The organism is Alcanivorax sp. S6407 (genome assembly GCF_023016115.1).
Taxonomy (GTDB): Bacteria; Pseudomonadota; Gammaproteobacteria; order Pseudomonadales; family Alcanivoracaceae; genus Alcanivorax.
Genome location: NZ_JALKBH010000005.1, coordinates 113,404 through 136,457, shown reverse-complemented (window position 1 = coordinate 136,457; position 23,054 = coordinate 113,404). Strand labels below are relative to the sequence as shown.

Genomic DNA, 23,054 nt, shown 5'->3' with positions numbered 1-23,054 from the left:
GGATAGCCGCGCACTCCGTGAAGTGAGTGTCTGTTTCTGCAGGCGGGCGCCTTTTATCGTCGACATAGCATACCGACTATTTGCTCCGCACATGCAGCCTGATTGTTAAGGGAGGGGAAGTCACCCCTTCTTGCCTGGATATGACTGATCATGAACGACGAAGTTTCCCGCGACGACGAGAATGGCAACCAGGAACCGAAAAAAACCGGTTTCTGGAAGCGCATGTTTGTGGGGGTAGAAGAAGAGACCACCCCGGAAAACCCGCAGAGCGAAGCGGCAGCGACACCTGCCGAGCCTGCCCCGGCACAGCAGCCGCCCGCTGCCGTAGCGCCGCAGCCCGCCAGCGAGCCAGCCCCCGCCCCTGCCCCAGCTGAAACCCAGCCCGTTTCAGAAGTACAGGATGGCGACGAGGACGGCGGTTTCTGGGCCCGCATGAAGCAGGGCATGAGTAAGACCCGCAAAGGCCTGGGCAAGGGCCTGGCGGACCTGCTGGTGGGCGCCAAGGAGATTGACGACGAGATCTTCGAGGAAATCGAGACTCAGCTGCTGGTGGCGGATGTGGGCGTGGAAGCCACCGATGTCATCATCGAGGCCCTCACCGACCAGGTCAGCCGTGAAGAGCTGGTGGACGCCGACGCCCTGTACGAATCCCTGCAGAATGAACTGCGCAAACTGCTGGTACCGGTGGATCAGCCGCTGGAAATCGACACCGGCAAGAAGCCCTATGTGATCCTGATGGTGGGCGTGAACGGGGTCGGCAAGACCACCACCATCGGCAAGCTGGCCTGCCGCTTCAAGGCGGAAGGCAAGAACGTGATGCTGGCTGCCGGCGACACTTTCCGCGCCGCTGCGGTGGAACAGCTGCAGGTGTGGGGCGAGCGCAACGACATTCCCGTGGTGGCACAGCACACCGGTGCCGACTCCGCCTCGGTGGTCTATGACGCCGTGCAGGCCGCCCAGTCCCGCAATGCCGATGTGCTGATCGCCGACACTGCCGGCCGCCTGCACACCCGCGGCAACCTGATGGACGAACTGACCAAAGTCACCCGGGTAATGAAGAAGCTGATCCCGGATGCGCCCCATGAGGTCCTGCTGGTACTGGATGCCGGCACCGGCCAGAATGCCATCCAGCAGGCCGAACAGTTCCGCGATGCCGCCGGCGTGACCGGGTTGGCACTCACCAAGCTCGACGGCACCGCCAAAGGCGGTATCCTGTTTGCCTTGGCCAAACGTACTGGTTTGCCGATTCGTTTTATCGGCGTAGGGGAACGCCTGGAAGACCTGCGACCTTTCCATGCAGAAGAATTCGTCCAGGCGCTGTTTGAAGATGTGACTGGTTAACGCCTCACGCAACATGCCTCACGCATCACGCCGCGTGTTGCCTGTTGCATGGTGCGTGCAGCGGTCGAGCCCAAGCGAGACACAATGATTCAGTTCGACCGGGTCAGCAAACGCTACCCGAATGGCAAAGATGCGCTCAGCAAGGTGAGTTTTACGCTCCCCGCCGGGCAGCTCACCTTCCTTACCGGGCATTCCGGGGCGGGCAAGTCGACGCTGTTGAAACTGATCATGATGATCGAGCGCCCCTCCCAGGGGCAGGTGCTGGTGGATAACCAGAACCTGAACGGCTTCGGCAATCGCCACATCCCCCTGCTGCGCCGCAAGATCGGCATGGTGCACCAGAATCACCAGCTGCTGTTCGACCGCAGCGTATTCGACAACGTGGCCCTGCCGCTGATCATTGCCGGCTATTCCCGCGCCGACATCGGCAAGCGGGTGCGTGCCGCCCTCGACAAGGTCGGCCTGCTGGAGAAGGAAAATCTCAGCCCGATCATGCTCTCCGGTGGTGAACAACAGCGCGTCGGCATTGCCCGCGCCGTGGTCAACAAACCTCCCCTGTTACTGGCGGATGAGCCCACCGGCAACCTGGATCCGGCCCTGTCCGAAGAGATCATGGACCTGTTTCAGGACTTCGCCCGGGTCGGCGTGGCGGTTCTTATCGCCACCCACGACCTGAGCCTGATCGCCCGCTACAACCACCGCTTGCTGACCCTGCGCGAAGGGCGACTGATCCATGATGGTGATGAGGGGGAAGAATTCCATGGCGGCCAATAAAGGCAACAGAAGCGCCACCCCGATCAAACCCCAGCGCCAGAAAGCGGAGAAGGTTCGGCGGGTTGCGGGAGCCCAGAGCGCCAGCACCTCCCTGGCAGACCGTTTCCGCAGCTGGCGCGCCCATCACCGCGACTCCTTCCGCGATGCCCTGCAGCGGCTCAACGCCAGCCGTGCCAGCAGCGCCATGACCATCCTGGTGATTGCCATCGCCCTGTCCCTGCCCGCCGGGCTGGCGGTACTGCTGGACAACGCCCGCGCCATCACCAGCAGCTGGGACGGCAATGCCCACCTGTCCGTGTTTCTGGACATGGACATCAGTGAAGACCGCCAGCGCACTCTGGCCCGGGAATGGAAAAGCATTGCCCATATCGAGGACACCAAAGTCATCACCCGCCAGCAGGCACTGGAAGAATTCCAGGCCCTGTCCGGGTTCGGTGATGTGCTCCAGGCCCTGCCAGACAACCCTCTGCCGCCACTAATCGTAGTCTTCCCGGACAGCACCGATCCGGTGACCCTGGGGGATCTGGAAAATCGCCTGGCCGAGCAAGACGGAGTCGACCTGGTCCAGCTGGACGTGGAATGGGTGCGTCGCCTGCATGCCCTGATTGAGCTCGGCGAGCGGCTGATCTCCGCCCTCACCCTGGCCCTGGCCGCCGCCGTGGTGCTGGTGGTGGTAAACACCATCCGCCTGGGCATCGAGAGCCGCCGGGATGAAATCGTGGTGGTGAAGATCGTCGGCGGCACTGACGGCTTCGTGCGCCGCCCCTTCCTCTACACCGGCTTCTGCTACGGCTTTGCCGGTGGCCTGGTCGCGGTCGTACTGGTCCAGACCGCCCTGTGGTGGCTCGGCGGCCCCATCGGCGAGCTGCTTGCACTCTACAATAGTGAGGACTCACTCACCGCCATGGCCGCATCCAGCCTGATTATCATGCCCCTGTTCAGCGGCATCCTCGGCCTGCTCGGCGCCTGGCTGGCGGTAGGGCGGCATCTGGGCGAGATCGAACCGAACTTTTAAGAGCAGCTGCGAGCCATGAGCTGTCAGCTGCGAGACGCGGGTCAGGCCCTGCCAATCGGCAGCACCCTGCCCGCGCACCACAAGGATACCAGCGCGAAGCCCGGAACTTTCCCTGCCCTCCACTCTCTAATCGCGTTGTAGCTTGTAGCTTGTAGCTTGTAGCTGATTCTGCGCCCCGGTTCACAGCCTGTTCACCAAAACCCGCTATTCTCATTTCTCGCCCTCCAGAACCCATCGAAATAGCCGATCACAGGGAACTTTTTGGTCGATTAGCACTCTATAGAAACGAGTGCTAATATCGGGCTCAAACAGAGTTAAATGACGTCTTCACGAGGAGACATTGCGCATGACCAACCCTTCATTCCAAGCACAGGCGCTTCCGCTGGCGGTACCGGGTAATGACCTGGACGCCTACATGCGAGCCGTTAATGCCGTGCCGGTACTCAGCGCAGACGAAGAACACCAACTGGCTGAGGCCCTCTACTACGAACAGGATCTGGATGCCGCCCGCAACCTGGTGCTGGCTCACCTGCGTTTCGTGGTGCACATCGCTCGCAGCTACACTGGCTACGGCCTGCCACTGGGCGACCTGGTCCAGGAAGGTAACGTGGGCCTGATGAAAGCGGTGAAACGTTTCGATCCCACCAAAGGGGTTCGCCTGGTGAGCTTTGCGGTTCACTGGATCAAGGCAGAAATCCACGAATACGTGATCAAGAACTGGCGCATCGTGAAAGTGGCCACCACCAAGGCCCAACGCAAGCTGTTCTTCAACCTGCGTGGCCAGAAGAAGCGTCTTGGTCGCCTGACCCTGGAAGAAGCCCAGCGCGTGGCCGATGATCTGGGTGTGACCGCGGCCCAGGTAAAAGAAATGGAAGGCCGCCTCGGCGCCTACGACGCCAGCTTCGACGGTCCCACCAATGATGACGAAGACAGCACTGTGGTGTCTCCGGCCGCGTACCTGCACAGCGACAACAGCGACCCCGCTGACCTGATCGCCGAGCAGGACCAGCAGGACCGGGAAACCCGCCAGCTGGGCTCCGCCCTGATGGCACTGGACGACCGCAGCCGCGACATCCTCGAACGCCGCTGGCTGGCTGACCAGAAGTCCACCCTGCAGGAACTGGCCGACGAATACGGCGTCTCCGCCGAGCGCATCCGTCAGCTGGAAAACAACGCCATCAAGAAGCTGCGTAACGCCATGGCGGCATAAGAGACGCGACGCGCATCACGCAACAGGTAACACGCCAAAGCCCCTCTTCGAGGGGCTTTTTTGTGGCCGCTCTGCGGATGCCAGATGCCAGATGCCAGATGCCAATGATGAAACCGTAGGGCGGAAATTGGCGTAAGCCAATCTCCGCCATTCTCGCCAAACCGCCACACCTGAAACGCCGTGCCCGCGGAGCAACACCGTCCGAACTCGTCACCAGCACATCCTCGCGTTTGAACTTTCAACTTTAAACTTTCAACTACTCCCCAACCCCCCCCCCCCGAATATACCCGCCGGCGAAAGAATTCCGGTACACTGTGCAGCCCGAGGCGGCACCCGTTCTGACCGCCACTGCGGAGTCCTGAATGAAAATTCTGCTTGTTCTCGGCGCCATCAACGGCGCGCTGGCCGTAACCCTCGGCGCCTTTGGTGCCCATGGCCTGAAAGCCCGTGTCGACGAATCCCTGCTCGCCACCTGGTCCACCGCCAGCGAATACCATTTTTATCATGCCCTGGCACTGCTGCTGACCGGACTGCTGGCCAAAACCTTCGGCGCTTCCAGCATGGTCACCGCGGGCTGGGTGATGTTTGCCGGCATGGTGGTATTCAGTGGTAGCCTGTACGTACTGGTGCTCAGCGGGCAGAAATGGCTTGGCGCCATTACCCCGCTGGGCGGCACTGCCCTGATCATCGGCTGGCTGATGCTGGCCTGGTCCCTTTTCAAACACGCTTGATCGAAATCATGAAGCTCACCGTAAATGGCGATACGCTCACCCTGACCGGCACCACCATTGCCGATCTGGTTACCCAGCTGGAACTCACCGGCCGACGCCTGGCCGTGGAAGTGAACCGGGAAATCATCCCCAAGAGCCAGCATGGCGAATTCACCCTGAACGAAGGCGATGTGGTGGAAATTGTCCACGCCATCGGCGGGGGCTGAGCGCCGCGTCACCGAGCCATGTCTATCAATTACTCACCGATATTTTGAGGCCCCCATGTCCGATCTGCTTACCATCGCCGGAAAAACTTATTCCTCCCGCCTGCTGATCGGCACCGGCAAGTACAAGGATTTCGACGAGACCCGCGACGCCATCGAAACCAGTGGCGCCGAGATCGTCACCGTGGCCATTCGCCGTACCAATATTGGCCAGAACGCCGACGAGCCCAACCTGCTCGATTACATCACCCCGGACAAGTACACCATCCTGCCCAACACCGCGGGTTGCTATACCGCCGAAGAAGCAGTGCGTTGCTGCAAGCTGGCCCGGGAGCTGCTGGATGGCCACGACCTGGTAAAACTGGAAGTGCTGGGTGATCAGAAGACCCTGTATCCAAATATCATCCACACCGTTCAGGCCGCAAAAGAACTCATCGATGACGGTTTCAAGGTGATGGTTTACACCAACGACGACCCCATCGTGGCAAAAGAACTGGAAGACATGGGCTGCGTGGCCGTAATGCCGCTGGGCTCACTGATTGGCTCCGGTCTGGGTATCCTCAACCCGCACAATATTCGCCTGATCATGGAAGAAGCCAACATCCCGATCATCGTCGATGCCGGTGTAGGCACCGCCTCTGATGCCGCCATCGCCATGGAAATGGGTTGCGACGGCGTGCTGCTCAACTCCGCCGTGGCCCACGCCCGGAAGCCGGTACTGATGGCCTCTGCCATGAAGAAAGCCATCGAAGCCGGCCGCGAATCCTTCCTCGCCGGCCGCATGCCCCGCAAGGCCTACGCTTCCGCGTCCTCACCCCTGGATGGGTTGAGCAGGTAAGAGACGCAGCACGCAGCACGCAGCAAGCAACACGCAAAACATCCGGCTCACGGAGGGCTTGGTTTTTTGCGTGTTGCTTGTTGCGTGAAGCGTGATGCAGCCGCAGAGCGGCCCAAAAAAATGGCACTGCCGGGGGAGGGTCAGTGCCAGGGGTAAGTATTGGGGAAGAATGCTCTTCCATGCAAAGCATCGGGCACTGCCCATGAACACCACGTGAACAGGTCTTTCCCCCGCTTTCTGCTACAATCGCCACCTACCAGGAGCGCACTGCCTGCCAATGCGCCTTTCCACATTTAACGTGTAGCTGAATTCCCATGCTCGATTTCATCAAACAGGACAAGGACCCGGAAACCGGCAAGGTCATGCGCAAGGTGCGCAGCTTTGTGCTTCGGGAAGGCCGGCTGACCACCGGGCAGCGCAATGCCCTGGATAAACTCTGGCCCACTTTCGGCCTTGAGCGGGATCAGGGGCCGCTGGATCCACAAACCGTGTTTGGCCGTGATGCGGACCGGGTACTGGAAATCGGCTACGGCATGGGCCAGTCCCTGGCCGCCATGGCCAAGGCCGATCCGGAAAAAGATTTCATCGGCATTGAGGTGCATCGCCCCGGCGTCGGCGCCCTGCTGATGGAAATCGAGCAACAGGCGCTGACCAACCTGCGCAGCTATTGCGACGATGCAGTGGAAATTCTGGAGCTGTGCATCCCCGACAATAGTCTGGCCCGGGTGCAGCTGTACTTCCCCGATCCCTGGCACAAGAAAAAGCATCACAAGCGCCGCATTGTGCAACCGGCCTGGGTGCAACGGGTTCACCAGAAGCTCAAACCCGGTGGCGTGTTACACATGGCCACAGACTGGGAAAATTATTCCGAGCACATGATGGAAGTGATGAACGCAGCCGAAGGCTTTACCAATCTGGCCGGCGCTGGCCAGTTCTCCCCACGCCCGGACTGGCGTCCGGAAACCAAGTTCGAACGCCGCGGCGAACGACTGGGGCATGGCGTCTGGGATTTGCTGTTCGAGAAACATTGAGCTGCAAGCGACAAGCTTCAAGCTAAAAGGCGCGGGCAAGGTCACTGCAACCTGGTATGCCATGCCCGCGACTCAATGCAGCGCTGAGCGCGGAGCACCGCATTACCCAGCTGGCAACAACATCATCCCGCGTTGTAGCTTGAGGCTTGCCGCTCGCAGGGCTACAGGAAAATTTCAACACCCACAGAAATCGGAGTGTATTCCAGGTCTGAACCATCCAGATCAAAGCTGTAGCGGTTAACCGACATGGTCACAGCACCACTCTTGTCATTGAACAGCACCTTGCCGATCAGACCGTAAAACAGGTCACTGCCATCCTCGCTTTCCGAGAACCCTTCCACATCCAGGTCGATATCCCAGGCCTGCATGCCTATGGTACCGCCGAGATAAAAGCTGTCATTTACCGGGAACAACAAATCCGCGGCGGCATAAAGGCCATCCGCATCCAGCTCCGCTGTCACCGAGCCAAGGAAGCCCGGTTGCGTGACTTCTGCCGACTGCTGACCAAATTTACGATAGCCCAGCCGGATGCTGGAAGCCTCCATGAAACTCAGGCCCGCGTGGAGGTCAAGGCCAATTGCCAAACCACTGTCATCGTCCGCCTCTAATCCGAAGGCGGCCAGATCATCATCCAGCTCCTCGGCAAAATTACTGCTATCGATCGAGAGAGCGCCCCCCAGCAGCAGACGCGCCTCAGCCTCCTCAGCCTGAACCAGCCCAGTCGACAAAAGTAATGCACTGGCCATCACGATTTTTTTCATTCTTTATCCTTCCCTGTTCCAATATGACAAGCAGATGATCATACCCCGATTGCACGCCTCGGCACCCGGATTCACATCAAGGATTTGGAAAGCCGCAAGCTTCAAGCTACACGCCGAGGAAATATTGCGACCAACCTGTAGCCTCTGACACCGCGCGCACGAACAGACATGACAGGCAGCTCATACTCAGGCCGAAGGCCATGTGAGGTTTTTCTTTTCGCCTCTCAGCGCGGAGCACGACGCCAGCCGTTAAACTCAAAACCGGTTCCCGCGTTGTAGCTTGTAGCTTGAGGCTCGCCCCTACACATCATCCAGCGACAAGGCACTGAACACCCCTACCGCCCCCATCACACCCAGCACCAGCAGCGCCCAGTCATTGCCAAGGGTAGCCACCGCCGCACTGAAGGCCCCTACCACCAGCAACAATACGCCAATCACGGTATTGCTCACCGAGGTGTAATCAGTGCGTTTGGTCCCGCCGGCCATATCCACCAGATAGGTCTTGCGGCCAATACGGATTCCGGCGTGGGCAATGGCCAGCACAAAGTAGGCAATGGGAAACAACCAGTGCAGCCATGACACCGCTGGCCCCCACAGGGCAAAGCTGCCTGCCAGCATGCAGATGAACGCCGCCATACCGCCACCACGAATCATCACATTGCGGCTGGAAGTGTCGGCCATGTAGCCCCAGACCGTGGCACTGACGGTACTGGCCAGACTGGAAGCCAGCACGAAGCCGCCCAGCAACAATGGCAGGGAGGATTGATCCTGGGCCAGCAACACCAGGAAGGGGGATGCCAGCGACGAAGACATCAACAACGCGCGGGTCAGCACAAAACGACGAAAAGGGGCGTCGGTCTTCAGCAGACGCAGGCTGGCAATGGCTTCCCGGAAGGCATTGTGCCCCCCTTCACTGGCCCCCGGATATTCGTCCACGGTCAGAAAGACCCAGGCCGCCACCAGCCAGGCCACCCCGGCACCTGCCAGCAGCGCCGTATAAAAACCCCGACTGGGGTCATCGTCACCCTGGAAAATCACCAGCGAGAGCGCAAACGTGATCGCCCCTGACAGGGTGGCAGAAAGACCTGTAAGCCTTCCGCGACGGGACTTGGGGATACACTTGCCCTGCACATCCTTCATGGCCACGGAGCAGAAGCCCCGACTGATACTGAACAGGATCAACAGCGCGATGATGGCCACGCCCGCCTGCATCCCCTCCAGCATCCACACCGCTACCCCCATGCCCAGCACCGCCAGTCCCTGCAGTGCCGACCCCAGCACCCAGAACCCCTTGCGCACCGGATAGCGACGCACCAGCGCCCCGATCATCAGCTGCGGGATCAGCGAGCCGGATTCACGAATCGGCACCAGAAATCCGGCCAGCCAGGCTGGCGCACCCACTGCGGTGATCAACCACGCCAGTACCGTCTTGGGGTTGATCAACAGATCGCCAATCTTGGTCAGTGCATTGGCGGTAATGATGCGGAAGAAATTTCCCGGCACCTCGCGACACGCTTCCTCGCTGATGTCCTTGCAGGTGCGAGCATCCTCATCATTGGCCACTTGGGCATACAACCGCTCCAGTAATTCACGATTTGCCATTCTTCACCTGTTCCTGATCACCTTTTGATCAATCCTTCACTTTCCCAAGCCTAGCGTAGAGTCATTCATTACGAAGGAGGGAATCGCGCATGTACAGAATCTACTATCTCGTCCCCAATCTTCAGCAGGTACGCACCGCTATTGGCCGTCTCGATGGGGCCGGCTTCGGCGGTGACCGCATTCATGTGATGGCCCGGGACAATGGCGAGCTGGAACGTCTGGGCATCAACAGCACCACTCCCTGGGAGGATACCGATCTGATGGCTGACGGCTACAGCGGCGCCACACGGGGGTTTGTGATTGGCCTGATCGCCGGTTACGCGCTGGCCTTCGCGGATCCCTGGGGCATCGATGCACACCTGGGTATCTGGGCACTTACTGCCCTGTTCTTCACCTGCTTTGGTGCCTGGGTGGGTGGTCTGCGCGGCATTTCCCATCCCAATCACCACCTTGAGCCTTATGTGCAGTCGGTTAAAAACGGCAACTATCTTGTCATCGTGGATGTGGATCGCAAGGTACAGCGCAATCAGGTTCATCAGGCTCTGGATGACTACATTGACGTGCGCCAGCATCATGAAGAAGCCAATTACAGCCCGCTGACCTGATCCTGAGACTGCGTTCTCGCCGGTGGCCGATTGCACGGCCACCGGGCGGGCTTTAGACTTTGCGGCAACAGACGCAAGCGAGTCATCATGCCGCAACAGATCCCTGCCGATTCCGTCGGGCTGGTTGAGCCGAAAACCCATCATTTCGACACCCCTCTCGAACTGGAGTGTGGGCGGACGCTGCCTGCCTACGATCTGGTATACGAAACCTATGGCACCCTTAACAGCAACGCCTCCAACGCCGTGCTGATCTGCCACGCCCTGTCCGGCCACCATCATGCCGCGGGTTATCACAGCGAGGATGACAAACGTCCCGGCTGGTGGGATACCTGTATTGGCCCCGGCAAGGTTATCGATACCAATCGCTTCTTCGTGGTGTGCCTGAATAATCTGGGCGGCTGCCACGGCTCGTCCGGCCCTTCCTCCATCAATCCGGAAACCGGCCAGCCCTGGGGCCCGGACTTCCCGATGATGACCATCAAGGACTGGGTCAACAGCCAGGTACGGCTGGCCGATGTATTGGGAATCCAGCGCTGGGCCGCGGTCATCGGCGGCAGCATGGGCGGCATGCAGGCGCTGCAATGGTCCATTGATTACCCGGAGCGACTCAGCCATTCCGTGGTCATCGCGGCAGCACCGAAACTGTCGGCACAGAATATTGCCTTCAACGAAGTGGCCCGCCAGTCGATCCTTACCGATCCGAATTTTCACGGTGGACGCTACTACCTGCACGACACTTACCCCCGCCAGGGGCTGATCCTGGCGCGCATGGTCGGGCACATCACCTACCTCAGTGATGACGCCATGCGCATGAAGTTCGGTCGCGACTTACGTGCCGGGCGCTTTCATTACGGTTTCGACGTGGAATTCCAGGTGGAGTCCTACCTGCGCCATCAGGGCGAGGTGTTTTCGCGCAACTTCGACGCCAACACCTACCTGCTGATGACCAAGGCGCTGGATTACTTTGATCCGGCCCGGGAATTCGAAGACAACCTGGAAACCGCCCTGGCCCAGCCCAGCTGCAAGTTCCTGATCATGTCCTTCACCTCGGACTGGCGCTTTGCACCGGAACGCAGCCGCGAAATTGTTGACGGCCTGGTACATGCCGGCCGTGATGTGAGCTATGCGGAAATCGACACCCCCAAGGGGCATGACGCCTTCCTGCTGGACATCCCGGAATACGTGAAGCTGTTCGGTGCCTATATGCACCGGGTCGCCAATGAAGTGGAGAGCGGCGTCAACACTGTGGAGAACACCAATGCGTGATGACCTGCAACTGATCAGCGACTGGATTCCCCAAGGCGCCACCCTGCTTGACCTTGGCTGTGGCGATGGCACCCTGCTGGCCTGGCTGGGCGAGCACAAGCAAACCCGCGGCTATGGCCTGGAGATCAACCAGGACAACCTGGCGGCCTGTTTTGAAAAAGGCGTCAACGTGCTGGAACAGGATCTCGACAGCGGACTCGGCAACTTTCAGGATGGCCGTTTCGATTATGTAGTGATGACCCAGGCCCTGCAGGCGGTGCTCCGCCCCGACCAGATTCTCAACGAAATGGTGCGGGTAGGTCGTGAAGCGATCATCACCTTCCCGAATTTCGGCCACTGGTGGGTACGCAGCTACCTGGCATTCAAGGGGCGCATGCCGGTGTCGTCGGCACTTCCCTACCAGTGGTACAACACACCCAACATCCACCTGTGTACCGTGCAGGATTTCGAGACCCACTGCCGCAAGCACAACGTGCAGATCCTCGAACGCCAGGTGATCAACCGCCACCATCGCAGCGGTTTCCTGGCCAAGCTGTGGCCGAATCTGTTCGGGGAAATCGCGATTTACCGGGTGAAGGCATAAAGAGCCGCTGCACGCACCACGCATCATGCAACAACGCGGAAGGTACCCTGCCCAGAGTGTAGCGTCGTCTCCGCGCCCAAACGCAGGCAAAGATCGGAGCCCTGTTTTTAGCGTGAAGCGTGTTGCGTGATGCATGCTGCGAACGACCCAAGGAGTGAAAATTGGAAAAGCTAGTCCTCGCCTCCGGCAACAAGAAGAAACTCGCTGAACTTCAGCAACTACTCGCGCCGCTGAATATTGAGGTAGTGGCGCAAAGCGAGTTTGAGGTGCCGGAAGCGGATGAGACCGGCACCACCTTTGTGGAAAACGCCATCATCAAGGCCCGCAACGCCTGCAAATACACCGGCCTGCCCGCTATTGCCGATGATTCCGGCATCCAGGTGGCGGCCCTGCGCGGCGCACCCGGCGTTTTCTCCGCACGCTTTGCCGGCGTCGGCGCCAGCGACGAGAAAAACAACAAGCTACTGGTAGAGCTGCTCTCCGACATGCCAGAGGTCAACCGCGATGCCCGCTATGTGGCCGTACTGGTATTGATGGAACACGAAGACGACGCCACCCCGATCATCTGCCAGGGAACCTGGGAAGGGGAAATCGTACTGGAACCGCAAGGCGACCAGGGCTTCGGCTATGACCCGCACTTCTACGTGCCGGAAAAAGGCTGCACCGCTGCCCAACTCCCCCCGCAAGAAAAGAACGCCATGAGCCATCGCGGCAAGGCGATGGATCAGCTGATAGCGCAACTTCAAGCAATGTAGGAGCCTGCCTGCAAGCGATCCGAGCGTAGGCGAGGTAAGGATTCCAGAAACGGTGACGAGCCAGGCTTCCCTTTGTCCTAGACGCGCGAGGCGGCACCCAAATTCAAGTCGCGGGCACCTTCATCGAAATAAAAAAGACGCGCAATCGCGCCACTGTTAACTGTTCACTATTAACTGTTAACTGCCTTTCCTCGCCAACCACCGATCCAGCGCATTCGCAAAGCGACCCTTGTCCTGTGCAGAAAAGCTTTTCGGGCCACCGGTTTCCATGCCCGCCGAACGCATCTCTTCCATGAAATCGCGCATGTTGAGTCGCTCACGCACGGTGTCTTTATCCAGCCAGTGCCCACGCGGCGTCACAGCCTCGCACCCCTTCGCCACGACTTCTGCCGCCAGCGGAATATCCTGGGTGACCACCAGATCCCCCGGCTCACAGCGCAGCACGATTTCATTGTCGGCCACATCAAAGCCCTGCCCCACCTGAATAGAACGGATCAACGCCGAACGCGGCACTGCAATCGGCTGGTTGGCCACCAGCGTACACGGCACCTGCACCCGCTGCGCCGCCTTGAACAACACTTCCTTCACCGGCCGTGGACAGGCATCGGCATCAACCCAGATATGCATAAAAGACAATGAACAGTTAACAGTGAATAGTGAACAGCGAAGGCAAAACACACACTTCGCCTGGACGGTTTGCTACCATACCGCAAGCCGGTGAATTTAGCTGTTCACTGTTAACTATTCACTGTTAACTGATACTCATGCCCCCCCTCTCCCTCTACATCCACACCCCCTGGTGCGTGCGCAAATGTCCGTACTGCGATTTCAATTCCCATGAGCGTGGGGAGTTGCCTGAGCAGGCGTATCTGGCGGCGTTGTTGCTGGATCTGGAGCAGGATCTTGCCCTCACCGGTGAGCGCCCGGTGGAGACGGTGTTTATTGGCGGCGGCACCCCCAGCCTGATGTCACCGGACTTCTACCGCCAGCTGTTTGACGGGATCCGCGCCCGGCTGCCGCTGGCTGCGGATGCCGAGATCACCCTGGAAGCCAACCCGGGCACCACGGAAGCAGCCCGTTTTGAGGGTTTTCGGGCAGCTGGGATCAACCGGCTGTCCATTGGCGTACAGAGTTTCAATGACGGCCACCTGCAAGCACTGGGGCGTATTCATGATGCCCAGGCCGCAATTACCGCCGCTGGCCAGGCCCGCGCCGCCGGGTTCGACAACCTGAACCTGGATATCATGCACGCCCTGCCAGGGCAGACCCGACAACAGGCGCTGGCAGACCTGGAGCAGGCCATCGCCCTCAAGCCAACTCATCTGAGCTGGTATGAGCTCACCATCGAGCCCAATACGGTGTTCTACCGCTCGCCCCCCACCCAGCCTGACAGCGACAGCATGGCAGACACCGAGCTGGCCGGTTTTGCCATGCTCGAAGGAGCGGGGTTCCAGCGCTACGAAATTTCCGCCTTTGCCCAGCCCGGCAAGGCCTGCCGGCATAACCTGAACTACTGGCAGTTCGGCGACTATCTGGGCATTGGCGCCGGCGCCCACAGCAAGATCAGCACCCTCGACGAGCAAGGGAAACTGGCCGTCACCCGATACCAGAAAACCCGCAAGCCCGAGGACTACCTGGCAGCGCCAGATCGTGCCCGTCGCCAGCCGCAAAGCATTGAAACCAGTGACCTGCGCTTTGAGGTGCTGTTGAACGGCCTGCGCCTGACAGATGGCATCTCGTTACAAACCCTCGAACGAACCACTGGGGAAAATCCGGCAAAATGGCTTCCCCTGCTGAACCGATTACGGGAGCAAGGGCTGCTGATAATCGACGATAAACGGCTGTGCTGTACGCCGAACGGCCTCCAGCATCTGAACAGCGTGCTGGAAACCGCGGCCGAGACATTGTAAAAAGTGTAAAGAACGCTCAGGCTTGCAGGACTCTGAGTGAATCCTTGCTTACCCAGAGACAGCCAAGCAACACGAATCAGGGATAGAAGACAACACACATGATCAAGACACGAAGCGGCCGGGAACAGGCCCTCGCTGAGCGGGAAAAACTCTTTGTCGAAGCCACCCGACAGCAACTCTGTAACGAAGGGCTTCTCGGAATTCAAATGGCAGCTATCGCCCGCAGCTGCAACTTCGCCACCGGCACCCTCTATCACCACTTCGCCTCCAAGGAAGACCTGCTCATCGCGGTCTGTACCGAACTCACCGGTACCCGTCAGGAATACTTCCGCCGGGTAGCGGAGTCCGAACTGAGCACCCGTGACAAGATGCTCGGTTTTGCCGTGGCCTACACCCTGTTTGCCCAGCATCACCCGGAACACTTCCGCCTGGAGCAATACGTGATGACAGAGGTGGTCTGGCTGGCCTCCTCCACCCATCGTCGCGAGCAGCTAATGGAAGCGACCATGCCGATCGGACGCATGGTGGAATCCGTAGTGGTCGATGCCATCAATAAAGGCGAACTGGAAGACCACGGCCTGGCGCCTCTCACCTTCAGTTCCGGCCAGTGGGCCATGAGCATGGGCATGCACACCCTGATCAATGCGGAAGGGGTGCTCGATGTGTATGCGCTGAACGATCCCTATCGCATGCTCATGCGACATATCCAGCTGCAGCTCAATGCCATGAACTGGCAGCCTGTGGTCAGCGACCCGTTCGACGACGCCGCTCTGGATGCCAAGGTCAAAATGCTGTGCGAGACCCTGTTTGGCGACCTGTGCAGCGAACACAGCTGCATCAAGCTGGACAAATCCGGCGGCTGCGACGCCTGACGCCTGACGCAAAAAGGCCCGCCCAGAAAACCAGGCAGGCCTTTTTGCGTCGGTAAAACCCTCTCTATACCCCGCTGTAGGAGCTTGCCTGCAAGCGATCCGAGCCCAAGCGAGGTAAGGATTCCAGAGGCGAGCGTCGAAACTCGAAACCCAAACCGCTCTCCATGCTTCTGGTCCTGCCTTTCGATACCCGCTTCTCGTAACTCGAAACTGTCTTTTACCTCGCCGAGACTCGGATCGCGAGCAGGCAAGTTATTCGCTGCGCCCCTCCCCTCCGGGGCCGCACTCCGTGCGTTACTCCGCTACGCTACGTTCCTACAGCCGCGTCGTAGAAATGCAGAAGCCTTGGAGCGTCCCGGATTTGCATGTTGCGTGAAGCCTGATGCGGCCGCAGAGCGGCATAAAAAAGGCCATCCCGCCGTGCAGGATGGCCCTTTTTATGGAACAGACAAGTCGACCGGGGGAGTTACTCCGCCGCCGCCACCGCCTCTTCGTTGTTTTCCTGGGTCGCCTTCTCGGCCTTCAGGCTTTCGTGCTGGGCCGGGGTACATCCAAGGCAACGAATAAAAGTGCTCTTGCCCGGGTTCAACACCAGTACCTGGCCGGCTTCACCAATGTTGCCCCCCAGCAGACTGAACGGCGACGTCACCAGCCACAAACCCGCACCCACCACCGTGGATACCAGCAGCACCGGACGCGCAATAAGCGAATCGGCGATCATCGCCATTTCCCCCGGACGATCCTGAGCCGAAGAGCCCGCAGCGGCAGTCATCGGCGCCATCGCGGTCAGCATCAGAGTGGAGGCGAGAACAGATGCCAGTACCGGGCGCTTTGCTCGCTTCATGGTCAGTCCCTCTTGAAGTTCTTATAGTTAAAGTATCGCTGACATTGTTTCAGCTAAGTCGTTAATATTCCGACAATTGCATCACAATCTACACCTTTGCAAGCAACCCGGCAATACGCAAGTTGTTCATTCCCTGATCAGCGCTGGCACTGCGGGCAATAGCTGGTACTGCGCTGGCCGTGACGATCTGCCTTAAGCAAGGCCTTGCATTTGAGGCAGGGTTCCCCGGCCCGCCCGTAGACATTCAGAGACTGGGCAAAATAGCCGGGCTGGCCATCGGCTTTGGTGAAGTCCTTCAGGGTTGTCCCGCCCGCCTCGATCGCTTTGGCCAGCACGGTTTTGATGGCCTCGGCAAAACGCTCATAACGCGCCTTTGATATTTTCCCGGCCGCCCGGGACGGGTGGATCCCGGCCAGAAACAGACTCTCCTGGGCGTAGATATTGCCCACCCCCACCACCGTGGCGTTATCCATGATAAAGCTCTTCACCGCCACCTTGCGGCCCCGCGAGCGCTCAAAAAGCCAGTCTCCGCTGAAGGCATCACTGAGAGGCTCTGGCCCCAGCTTTGCCAGCAGATCGTGCGGCTCAGCACCCGGCTGAAACAACACCGTACCGAAGCGGCGCGGATCATTGAAGCGCAGCACCTTGCCACTACCCAGACATAAATCCACGTGGTCGTGCTTGCGCAGCGGCACCGTCTCGTCCACCACCCGCAGAGTGCCGGACATGCCCAGATGGATCAGCAGCTCACCGCCAGGCAACGCAATCAGCAAATACTTGGCCCGCCGCCGCAACCCCAGCACCGGCTGATCCTGCAAGGTCAGCAACTCGTCACTGACCGGCCAGCGCAACCGCCGCTCACGCACCACCACCTCACGCAGCGTCTGGCCTTCAACAAAGGGACGAATCCCGCGCAGGGTAGTTTCAACTTCGGGTAATTCGGGCATGGGAAAAAGCAGTGAACAGTTAATAGTTAACAGTGAATAGTTAAAATCCACTCGCTTCCGGTATGGTAGCACCAGCGGGCACCGACGTTGCCCCCTGTTTTCGCTGTTCACTATTCACTGTTAACTGTTCACTGATATGCCTCTCTCTTTCTGGCTCGGCGTCGATACCGGCGGCACTTTTACCGATTTTGTTCTTCTCGGTGACGGGGAACCGCGCATTCACAAGGTGCTCTCCACGCCGGCGGCGCCGGAGCAGGCCATTCTGCAGGGCATTCACGAGCTGGGCCTGGATGCGGCCATGGCGGCCGGAGAACTGGCCATTGTCCACGGCACCACCGTGGCCACCAACGCGGCGCTGGAAGGCAAGGGTGCTCGCACCGTGTTCGTCACCAACAGTGGCATCGAGGACATCCTGCGCATTGGCCGGCAGAATCGGGCCGAGCTGTACAACCTGACGCCGGCACCGCAGAGCGGCGTGCTGACCGAACTCCCCTGCGAAGGGGCTACTTGCCGGCTGGATGCCAGCGGGCAGGAAATCCAGGCACTGAACGATACCGCACTCGACGACCTGGTCGCCCGCGTACAGACACACGCACCGAACTCCGTCGCAATCTGCCTGCTGTTTTCCTACCTCAACGGACAACAGGAACAGCGTATTGCCGATGCCCTTCAGCGAGTCGGGATTTCCGTCAGTACCTCGCACAGCATTATCCCCACCCGCGGAGAATACGAACGGGGCATGGCCACCTGGCTGAACGCCTGGTTATCGCCACGAGTAGCCGCCTACCTTCAGCGTCTCGAGCAGGCCACCACGCCTGCACCGCTGGCCATCATGCAGTCCCACGGCGGCACCATTGCCGCCCATCAGGCCCGGGAACTGGCCGTCAACCTGCTGCTGTCCGGCCCCGCCGGGGGCCTTGCCGCCGCCCAGCGACTGGGTGAGCAACTGGGTCAGCCACAATTGATGACTTTCGATATGGGCGGCACGTCCACCGATGTGGCGCTGCTGGATGGCCAGATTCGCCTCACCCAGCAAGGCCATATCGGCCCCTATCCGGTGGCAGTGCCCATGGTGGACATGCATACCATTGGCGCTGGCGGCGGCTCACTGGCCTACGTGGACGAGGCGGGCCTGCTCCATGTGGGGCCGCAATCTGCTGGCGCCGACCCCGGCCCCGCCTGTTACGGCCGCGGCGGCCATCAGGTCACCGTCACCGATGCCAACGTGGTGCTGGGCCGCCTGCAGCCGGATTTTGCCCTGGGCGGCTCTCTGAAGCTGGATGTGGCAGCCGCCGAGCGGGCCATGGAAAGCCTGGGCAAGCAGCTCGGCATGGACACTCTGACGGCCGCCGAAGGGGTGCTGGCACTGGCCAACGAACACATGACCCAAGCCCTGCGGGTCATCTCCATCCAGAAAGGCCATGATCCGGAAGATTTCGCCCTGATGAGTTTCGGCGGCGCCGGCGGACTCCATGTCTGCGCCCTGGCTGACAATCTGGGGATGCGCCGGGCCATCGTGCCGCAGCGGGCCGGCGTGTTATCCGCCGAGGGACTGGTCTATGCCCCGCGCAAACGCGAACTGCTCAAGGCACTCCCGGAAGGGCTGTCTGATGCCGACTGCCTTGCTGAAATCCACGCCCTGCAGCAGCAAGGCACACAGGAATTGCAGGCAGAGGGGGTGGCCGCCGAACAGATCGGCTATCAGGTCTATCTGGATATGTGCTACCGGGGACAGTCCTCCGTACTTCAAATCCCCTGGACAGACGACACCAGCCTGCGAGAACAGGCTTTCCACCAGGCCCACGAGCAGCGCTTCGGGCATCGTCTGGGGCTCGCGGTGCAGCAGGTCAACCTGCGCGTGCAGTGTCAGGCGAAGCAGCATCCACCGACCACTCCGGCACTCCCCACACAATCCAGCCAGCCATTACGGACCACCTTAATGCCGGGACTCGCAACAGAAGTAAGCATTTACCAACGCGAACAGCTGGGCAGTGGCCAGTGCCTGCAAGGCCCCGCCCTGATTGCCGAGGCCGTGGGCACCACCTGGCTGGCGCCGGGGTGGCAGGCCCGGGTAGACCCCCTTGGCCACCTGCTACTGGAAAGAAGCTGAGACCCGATCAGCGGATGACGAGCGCCCTTCATCCCGGCTCTGCCGCCGTCCGGTCGATAAAGCCGGCGAAAGTCCGAATTTGACCTGCCCGGCATCTTCTTACCGTCACGGCGACTGGGCACAATACACATTCCGAATTCTACGTGTATGAACCCGATGCTTGATTTGATTGAACACGGCCTGCTGGCCCCGAGTCTGGGCGCGCTGGTGCTGATTACCCTGGCAATGACCCACGCGACCATCGTCAGCGTGACGGTCTACCTGCACCGCTATTCCGCCCACCGGGCCCTGGAGCTGAGCCCGATCCTGAAGCACTTCTTCCGCCTCTGGCTGTGGCTGAGCACCGGCCAGAACACCCTGGAGTGGACCGCCATCCACCGCAAGCACCACGCCAAGTGCGAAACCGAAGAGGATCCGCACAGCCCCCAGGTGAAAGGCATCAAAAAGGTACTGCGTGAAGGTGCCGAACTGTACCGCGAAGAAGCCGAGAACCAGGAAACCCTGAAAAAATACGGCGCCGGCTGCCCGGACGACTGGCTGGAGCGTAATGTCTATTCCCGCTTCCCCATGGGCGGCGTGGCCATCATGGCAGTGATCGACCTGGCGCTGTTTGGCGTCTACGGCATCACCATCTGGGCCGTACAGATGATGTGGATCCCGGTATTTGCTGCTGGCGTGATCAACGGCATTGGCCACTACTGGGGCTACCGCAACTTTGAATGCGCCGACGCAAGCCGCAACATTTCCCCGTGGGGTATCCTGATTGGCGGTGAAGAGCTGCACAACAATCACCACACCTACCCGAACTCGGCCAAACTGTCCGTACGCCGCTTCGAATTCGATGCCGGCTGGGCCTGGATCCGCCTGTTCGAGATGCTCGGTCTGGCCAAGGTGAAGAAGGTCGCGCCCAAGCCGGTCATCGACCAGAGCGCCAAAGGGATCGATCTGGACGCCCTGCGTGGCGTCATGCAGCACCGTTTCCAGGTGATGGCCAACTACCGCAAGAGCGTGATCGCGCCGGTATTCAAACAGGAGAAAGAACGCGCCTGTGAAGCCACCCGCGACCTGTACGCCCGCGCCAGCGCCCTGTTCCACAAGGACCTGTCCCTGATCAAGCCCAAGCAGCAGGAACGACTGGCCAGCCTCACCGAGAGCAACGAAACCCTGGAGGCCATCTACCAGTTCCGTCTGCGCCTGCAGGACATCTGGTCCCAGACCAGCCGCAACTCGGCAGAAATGGTGGAAGCCCTGGAGCAGTGGTACCACGATGCCCGCGAGTCCGGCATCGCCGCCCTGCAGGACTTCGCCGACCAGCTCACCCGCTACCGTCACGCGGCAGCATAAGGGTTAGCCTGCGATCAAAAACGGCCGCTCATGCGGCCGTTTTTTATTGCAGTGTATTCCCTGTTTAAGCGAGCTTGACCAGTAATCCGGTCACTCCATAGCGTTTGAACGGGCGCATGGCGTCGGGGCTATCGCCAGCTTGCGAGTAATGAAACCCGATATCTGCCAAAGCACCAGGGTCACCAGGATCGCAACATAGCCATCCAGCGCATAGTGCCAACCCAGATAAACAGAACCTGCCAGAATCAGAACAAGGTAAACACCAAACAACCACCGCCAAAATGCACCCATGTGCCAGACGCCGAGCAGAAACAGTGTCGCCATGCTCAGGTGCATGCTTGGCATGGCACTAATACCTGAAAACGGGACTGCATAGTGGCCATCGTAGGATTTCCATAGATAATCCTGGGCCACCAGATCAAACACCGGAAATACCTTGTTGGCATCCTGCAACTTATGCATCAGCTCAGCGTAAGGATCCACCAGATCCGGATAGACCAGCCCGAAATAACATGGCCCCGCGGACGAAAGCAGTAACGCCATAAAGGTGCCGATGACAATCCAGCATAATAACAAGGCCAGCAGGAATTGCTCCCTTTCACGGCCGGCATCAAGGCGAAAGGCCTGCCAACACACCATGCCGTACTTGATCATGAACCAGATCTTGTAAAAGAAGCTGATCGCCATGGCCATGAATGCAGAGCCCAATACAGAATCAAGCCAGCGCCACGGTTCGATACCAAAATGCAAAACCCGGTCAGCCTCGGCTAGCCAGGGATCCAGATAGAAAGGCACCAGCACCGGGATGCTGTTTTTCATCATGGTGAATGCCGAGAAAAACAGAGGCATCATCATTAAAATCGGTGCTGCGACAGCGATTCTTCTTACCGTAAGATAACCTTTTATATCGCTAGCGATAGCAAGCCAAAGATTACCGTCAGGCTTGGAGAAAACCACCCGGACTATCCGAAAACAGAGGAAATAAAACAGGAACACGCCGGTTCCCAAAGAGAGCGATAATGAATAAAAAGAATTAAACGGGTTAAACGGGAGGTCATATGTAGAAGTCAGTCCATAAACGGACAAGATGTATGCCGCCACGATACCAACAAAGATACAGGAGAAAAGAAACGGCGAAACCCGCCCCTCCTCTATCACACGTTCATTGATCACCGTCATGTCCTGCACATCAACACCGCCCATGGTCACCGACTGAGCCAGACACCGTCAGGCCGCACCGCGCCAACGCACGCCCAGTCTCACCCCTTCCGTCCATTTGACCATCATCCAGACCAATGAGGTAGTCAGGACCGCAAGATAGCCATCAACAGCATAATGCCAGCCCAGGTGTACGGAGCCGATCAGAATGAACAGAAAAAACAATCCCGCCAGCCAGCGCATCCATTCCCGCTCTTTTCTTAACAGTAAAAAAATCAGCCAGGCCACAGAAACATGCATGCTTGGCATGGCCGAAATGCCCGCCCCTGCACCAATCTCGTTTCGAGAGTAAAGCACCCAGAGCGCTTCCTGTGTTTGCAATGCCCACACCGGCATCACCTGATTAACATTCTTCAGATAGACCATTAATTCCATGAAAGGATTGGCCTCCTCCGGAAAAAGCCGATCCAGAAAGCAAGGACCGGCAGAGGAGAACAGCACCGCCAACAAAGAGCCATTGACTCCCCATATCAGGACAAATGCCAGCAGGAATTTTCGCCGTCGAGATTCATTGTGAGTGTCCAGCATCTGCCAGAACAAGACCAGAAACATGACAAAGAACCACAGATTGTAAACCGCATTGATCAACACCGTTATCCATGGATAGCCCAATGCTGGCTGGAGCCACTCCCAGGGCTGCCTGCCACCATGAAGCATCTTGTCCAGCGCCATGAAGTCGGCATCCCAGACAAAGGGCTGAAAGGAAGGAATGAGCGCCTTGAAAGATGACACCGCGGAAAAAAACAGGGTGAATGCCAACAGCAACGGCAGTGAGCGGAAGAACCCTTCGCTGACAAGAAGGTGGCGGACCCCCTCCATGATTCTTGAAACAGCAGACACCGGTTTTTCAATCAGGATGACATAGGCAGAGAAGACAAACAGACCGCTTGCCGCCATCACCATCACCACCATCAACGTGGTGGCCGGATACACCAGCACCGAATAACGATCCAGCACACCGACATATGCAGCCGACAGGCCTGCCAATGCGATGTAAATCAAGATCGCGGCATAGAGCGTTCCGTCCTTGCGCAACATGCCAAGAAACATCCCTGCCCCTTCACGCACGCGCCCTTCCTGATCAAACGCCATTC

At 59.3% G+C, this 23,054-nt stretch carries 23 protein-coding genes; 16 read left to right on the top strand and 7 right to left on the bottom strand.

All coding sequences use genetic code 11. The annotated features are described in order from the left end of the window. The first annotated feature begins 150 nt into the window (after nucleotides 1-150). The 8 genes from ftsY (at nucleotide 151) to trmB (ending at nucleotide 7,143) form a co-directional block, all read left to right on the top strand. Entirely contained in the window at nucleotides 151-1,341 is a 1,191-nt protein-coding gene (ftsY, locus tag MWU49_RS13225; protein ID WP_246973201.1) for a signal recognition particle-docking protein FtsY, read from the top strand. A gap of 84 nt (nucleotides 1,342-1,425) precedes the next feature. Then, on the top strand, nucleotides 1,426-2,115 hold the full coding sequence (ftsE, locus tag MWU49_RS13220; RefSeq protein ID WP_246973199.1) for a cell division ATP-binding protein FtsE: 690 nt from the start codon (nucleotides 1,426-1,428) through the stop codon (nucleotides 2,113-2,115). Further along, nucleotides 2,102-3,130 carry a permease-like cell division protein FtsX gene (gene ftsX / locus MWU49_RS13215; RefSeq protein WP_246973196.1) on the top strand — a complete coding sequence of 343 codons (1,029 nt, stop codon included), beginning with the start codon at nucleotides 2,102-2,104 and terminating at the stop codon, nucleotides 3,128-3,130. Before ftsE ends, ftsX begins: the two co-directional genes overlap by 14 nt. Before the next feature lie 346 nt (nucleotides 3,131-3,476). Beyond that, nucleotides 3,477-4,340: an RNA polymerase sigma factor RpoH gene (rpoH, locus tag MWU49_RS13210; RefSeq protein WP_246973191.1), complete on the top strand. Its 864-nt coding sequence runs from the start codon at nucleotides 3,477-3,479 to the stop codon at nucleotides 4,338-4,340. 362 nt (nucleotides 4,341-4,702) lie between these two features. Then, nucleotides 4,703-5,071: a DUF423 domain-containing protein gene (locus MWU49_RS13205; RefSeq protein WP_246973188.1), complete on the top strand. Its 369-nt coding sequence runs from the start codon at nucleotides 4,703-4,705 to the stop codon at nucleotides 5,069-5,071. Nucleotides 5,072-5,079: 8 nt separating this feature from the next. Then, nucleotides 5,080-5,277 carry a sulfur carrier protein ThiS gene (gene thiS / locus MWU49_RS13200; protein ID WP_246973186.1) on the top strand — a complete coding sequence of 66 codons (198 nt, stop codon included), beginning with the start codon at nucleotides 5,080-5,082 and terminating at the stop codon, nucleotides 5,275-5,277. Nucleotides 5,278-5,332: 55 nt separating this feature from the next. Next, complete coding sequence (locus MWU49_RS13195; RefSeq protein ID WP_246973184.1) at nucleotides 5,333-6,112, top strand: thiazole synthase; 780 nt, start codon at nucleotides 5,333-5,335, stop codon at nucleotides 6,110-6,112. A gap of 314 nt (nucleotides 6,113-6,426) precedes the next feature. After that, the gene (gene trmB, locus MWU49_RS13190) at nucleotides 6,427-7,143 is read left to right on the top strand and encodes a tRNA (guanosine(46)-N7)-methyltransferase TrmB (RefSeq protein WP_246973182.1); all 717 of its coding nucleotides are present in this window, start codon (nucleotides 6,427-6,429) and stop codon (nucleotides 7,141-7,143) included. Nucleotides 7,144-7,304: 161 nt separating this feature from the next. Here trmB and MWU49_RS13185 read toward each other — a convergent pair whose 3' ends face one another. Both MWU49_RS13185 and MWU49_RS13180 read right to left on the bottom strand, forming a co-directional pair. Next, on the bottom strand, nucleotides 7,305-7,904 hold the full coding sequence (locus MWU49_RS13185; protein ID WP_246973180.1) for an outer membrane beta-barrel protein: 600 nt from the start codon (nucleotides 7,902-7,904) through the stop codon (nucleotides 7,305-7,307). Nucleotides 7,905-8,204: 300 nt separating this feature from the next. Then, nucleotides 8,205-9,506, bottom strand: a complete 1,302-nt coding sequence (locus MWU49_RS13180) for an MFS transporter (RefSeq protein ID WP_246973178.1) — start codon at nucleotides 9,504-9,506, stop codon at nucleotides 8,205-8,207. Between the two features lie 89 nt (nucleotides 9,507-9,595). Between MWU49_RS13180 and MWU49_RS13175 the strand changes: the two genes are divergently transcribed. The 4 genes from MWU49_RS13175 (at nucleotide 9,596) to rdgB (ending at nucleotide 12,715) form a co-directional block, all read left to right on the top strand. Continuing rightward, on the top strand, nucleotides 9,596-10,111 hold the full coding sequence (locus tag MWU49_RS13175; RefSeq protein ID WP_246973175.1) for a hypothetical protein: 516 nt from the start codon (nucleotides 9,596-9,598) through the stop codon (nucleotides 10,109-10,111). 87 nt (nucleotides 10,112-10,198) lie between these two features. Beyond that, the gene (locus tag MWU49_RS13170; protein ID WP_246973172.1) at nucleotides 10,199-11,377 is read left to right on the top strand and encodes a homoserine O-acetyltransferase; all 1,179 of its coding nucleotides are present in this window, start codon (nucleotides 10,199-10,201) and stop codon (nucleotides 11,375-11,377) included. Then, complete coding sequence (metW, locus tag MWU49_RS13165) at nucleotides 11,370-11,960, top strand: methionine biosynthesis protein MetW (protein ID WP_246973170.1); 591 nt, start codon at nucleotides 11,370-11,372, stop codon at nucleotides 11,958-11,960. Before MWU49_RS13170 ends, metW begins: the two co-directional genes overlap by 8 nt. A 161-nt stretch (nucleotides 11,961-12,121) precedes the next feature. After that, complete coding sequence (rdgB, locus tag MWU49_RS13160; protein WP_246973168.1) at nucleotides 12,122-12,715, top strand: RdgB/HAM1 family non-canonical purine NTP pyrophosphatase; 594 nt, start codon at nucleotides 12,122-12,124, stop codon at nucleotides 12,713-12,715. 177 nt (nucleotides 12,716-12,892) lie between these two features. On the opposite strand, the gene MWU49_RS13155 is transcribed toward rdgB, so the two are convergent. After that, entirely contained in the window at nucleotides 12,893-13,342 is a 450-nt protein-coding gene (locus MWU49_RS13155; RefSeq protein WP_246973165.1) for a YaiI/YqxD family protein, read from the bottom strand. Nucleotides 13,343-13,479: 137 nt separating this feature from the next. Between MWU49_RS13155 and hemW the strand changes: the two genes are divergently transcribed. Beyond that, entirely contained in the window at nucleotides 13,480-14,625 is a 1,146-nt protein-coding gene (hemW, locus tag MWU49_RS13150; protein WP_246973163.1) for a radical SAM family heme chaperone HemW, read from the top strand. Between the two features lie 98 nt (nucleotides 14,626-14,723). After that, nucleotides 14,724-15,497, top strand: coding sequence for a TetR/AcrR family transcriptional regulator (locus MWU49_RS13145; protein ID WP_246973161.1), 774 nt, complete (start codon nucleotides 14,724-14,726; stop codon nucleotides 15,495-15,497). Nucleotides 15,498-15,963: 466 nt separating this feature from the next. Here the strand turns inward: MWU49_RS13145 and MWU49_RS13140 are convergent, their stop codons facing one another. Next, nucleotides 15,964-16,341, bottom strand: coding sequence for a hypothetical protein (locus MWU49_RS13140; RefSeq protein ID WP_246973159.1), 378 nt, complete (start codon nucleotides 16,339-16,341; stop codon nucleotides 15,964-15,966). A 137-nt stretch (nucleotides 16,342-16,478) separates the two neighbouring features. Next, entirely contained in the window at nucleotides 16,479-17,288 is an 810-nt protein-coding gene (mutM, locus tag MWU49_RS13135) for a bifunctional DNA-formamidopyrimidine glycosylase/DNA-(apurinic or apyrimidinic site) lyase (RefSeq protein WP_246973157.1), read from the bottom strand. Nucleotides 17,289-17,424: 136 nt separating this feature from the next. Here mutM and MWU49_RS13130 point away from each other — a divergent pair, with 136 nt between their 5' ends. Then, nucleotides 17,425-19,398, top strand: coding sequence for a hydantoinase/oxoprolinase family protein (locus MWU49_RS13130; protein WP_246973156.1), 1,974 nt, complete (start codon nucleotides 17,425-17,427; stop codon nucleotides 19,396-19,398). A gap of 156 nt (nucleotides 19,399-19,554) precedes the next feature. Continuing rightward, on the top strand, nucleotides 19,555-20,742 hold the full coding sequence (locus MWU49_RS13125) for a fatty acid desaturase (RefSeq protein WP_281502313.1): 1,188 nt from the start codon (nucleotides 19,555-19,557) through the stop codon (nucleotides 20,740-20,742). Between the two features lie 90 nt (nucleotides 20,743-20,832). Here the strand turns inward: MWU49_RS13125 and MWU49_RS13120 are convergent, their stop codons facing one another. After that, nucleotides 20,833-21,945, bottom strand: coding sequence for a phosphatase PAP2 family protein (locus tag MWU49_RS13120; RefSeq protein ID WP_246973400.1), 1,113 nt, complete (start codon nucleotides 21,943-21,945; stop codon nucleotides 20,833-20,835). A 24-nt stretch (nucleotides 21,946-21,969) separates the two neighbouring features. After that, entirely contained in the window at nucleotides 21,970-23,052 is a 1,083-nt protein-coding gene (locus MWU49_RS13115; RefSeq protein ID WP_246973153.1) for a phosphatase PAP2 family protein, read from the bottom strand. Nucleotides 23,053-23,054: the final 2 nt, after the last annotated feature.

Coding starts and splice junctions, on each gene's coding strand:
- MWU49_RS13170 (WP_246973172.1), top strand. CDS start 10,199: ATGCCGCAACAGATCCCTGCCGATTCCGTCGGGCTGGTTGAGCCGAAA.
- MWU49_RS13185 (WP_246973180.1), bottom strand. CDS start 7,904: ATGAAAAAAATCGTGATGGCCAGTGCATTACTTTTGTCGACTGGGCTG.
- ftsY (WP_246973201.1), top strand. CDS start 151: ATGAACGACGAAGTTTCCCGCGACGACGAGAATGGCAACCAGGAACCG.
- thiS (WP_246973186.1), top strand. CDS start 5,080: ATGAAGCTCACCGTAAATGGCGATACGCTCACCCTGACCGGCACCACC.
- MWU49_RS13205 (WP_246973188.1), top strand. CDS start 4,703: ATGAAAATTCTGCTTGTTCTCGGCGCCATCAACGGCGCGCTGGCCGTA.
- MWU49_RS13130 (WP_246973156.1), top strand. CDS start 17,425: ATGCCTCTCTCTTTCTGGCTCGGCGTCGATACCGGCGGCACTTTTACC.
- MWU49_RS13120 (WP_246973400.1), bottom strand. CDS start 21,945: ATGGGCGGTGTTGATGTGCAGGACATGACGGTGATCAATGAACGTGTG.
- trmB (WP_246973182.1), top strand. CDS start 6,427: ATGCTCGATTTCATCAAACAGGACAAGGACCCGGAAACCGGCAAGGTC.
- MWU49_RS13140 (WP_246973159.1), bottom strand. CDS start 16,341: ATGAAGCGAGCAAAGCGCCCGGTACTGGCATCTGTTCTCGCCTCCACT.
- MWU49_RS13125 (WP_281502313.1), top strand. CDS start 19,555: ATGCTTGATTTGATTGAACACGGCCTGCTGGCCCCGAGTCTGGGCGCG.
- MWU49_RS13155 (WP_246973165.1), bottom strand. CDS start 13,342: ATGCATATCTGGGTTGATGCCGATGCCTGTCCACGGCCGGTGAAGGAA.
- MWU49_RS13195 (WP_246973184.1), top strand. CDS start 5,333: ATGTCCGATCTGCTTACCATCGCCGGAAAAACTTATTCCTCCCGCCTG.
- rpoH (WP_246973191.1), top strand. CDS start 3,477: ATGACCAACCCTTCATTCCAAGCACAGGCGCTTCCGCTGGCGGTACCG.
- ftsX (WP_246973196.1), top strand. CDS start 2,102: ATGGCGGCCAATAAAGGCAACAGAAGCGCCACCCCGATCAAACCCCAG.
- mutM (WP_246973157.1), bottom strand. CDS start 17,288: ATGCCCGAATTACCCGAAGTTGAAACTACCCTGCGCGGGATTCGTCCC.
- MWU49_RS13175 (WP_246973175.1), top strand. CDS start 9,596: ATGTACAGAATCTACTATCTCGTCCCCAATCTTCAGCAGGTACGCACC.
- metW (WP_246973170.1), top strand. CDS start 11,370: ATGCGTGATGACCTGCAACTGATCAGCGACTGGATTCCCCAAGGCGCC.
- hemW (WP_246973163.1), top strand. CDS start 13,480: ATGCCCCCCCTCTCCCTCTACATCCACACCCCCTGGTGCGTGCGCAAA.
- MWU49_RS13115 (WP_246973153.1), bottom strand. CDS start 23,052: ATGGCGTTTGATCAGGAAGGGCGCGTGCGTGAAGGGGCAGGGATGTTT.
- MWU49_RS13180 (WP_246973178.1), bottom strand. CDS start 9,506: ATGGCAAATCGTGAATTACTGGAGCGGTTGTATGCCCAAGTGGCCAAT.
- MWU49_RS13145 (WP_246973161.1), top strand. CDS start 14,724: ATGATCAAGACACGAAGCGGCCGGGAACAGGCCCTCGCTGAGCGGGAA.
- ftsE (WP_246973199.1), top strand. CDS start 1,426: ATGATTCAGTTCGACCGGGTCAGCAAACGCTACCCGAATGGCAAAGAT.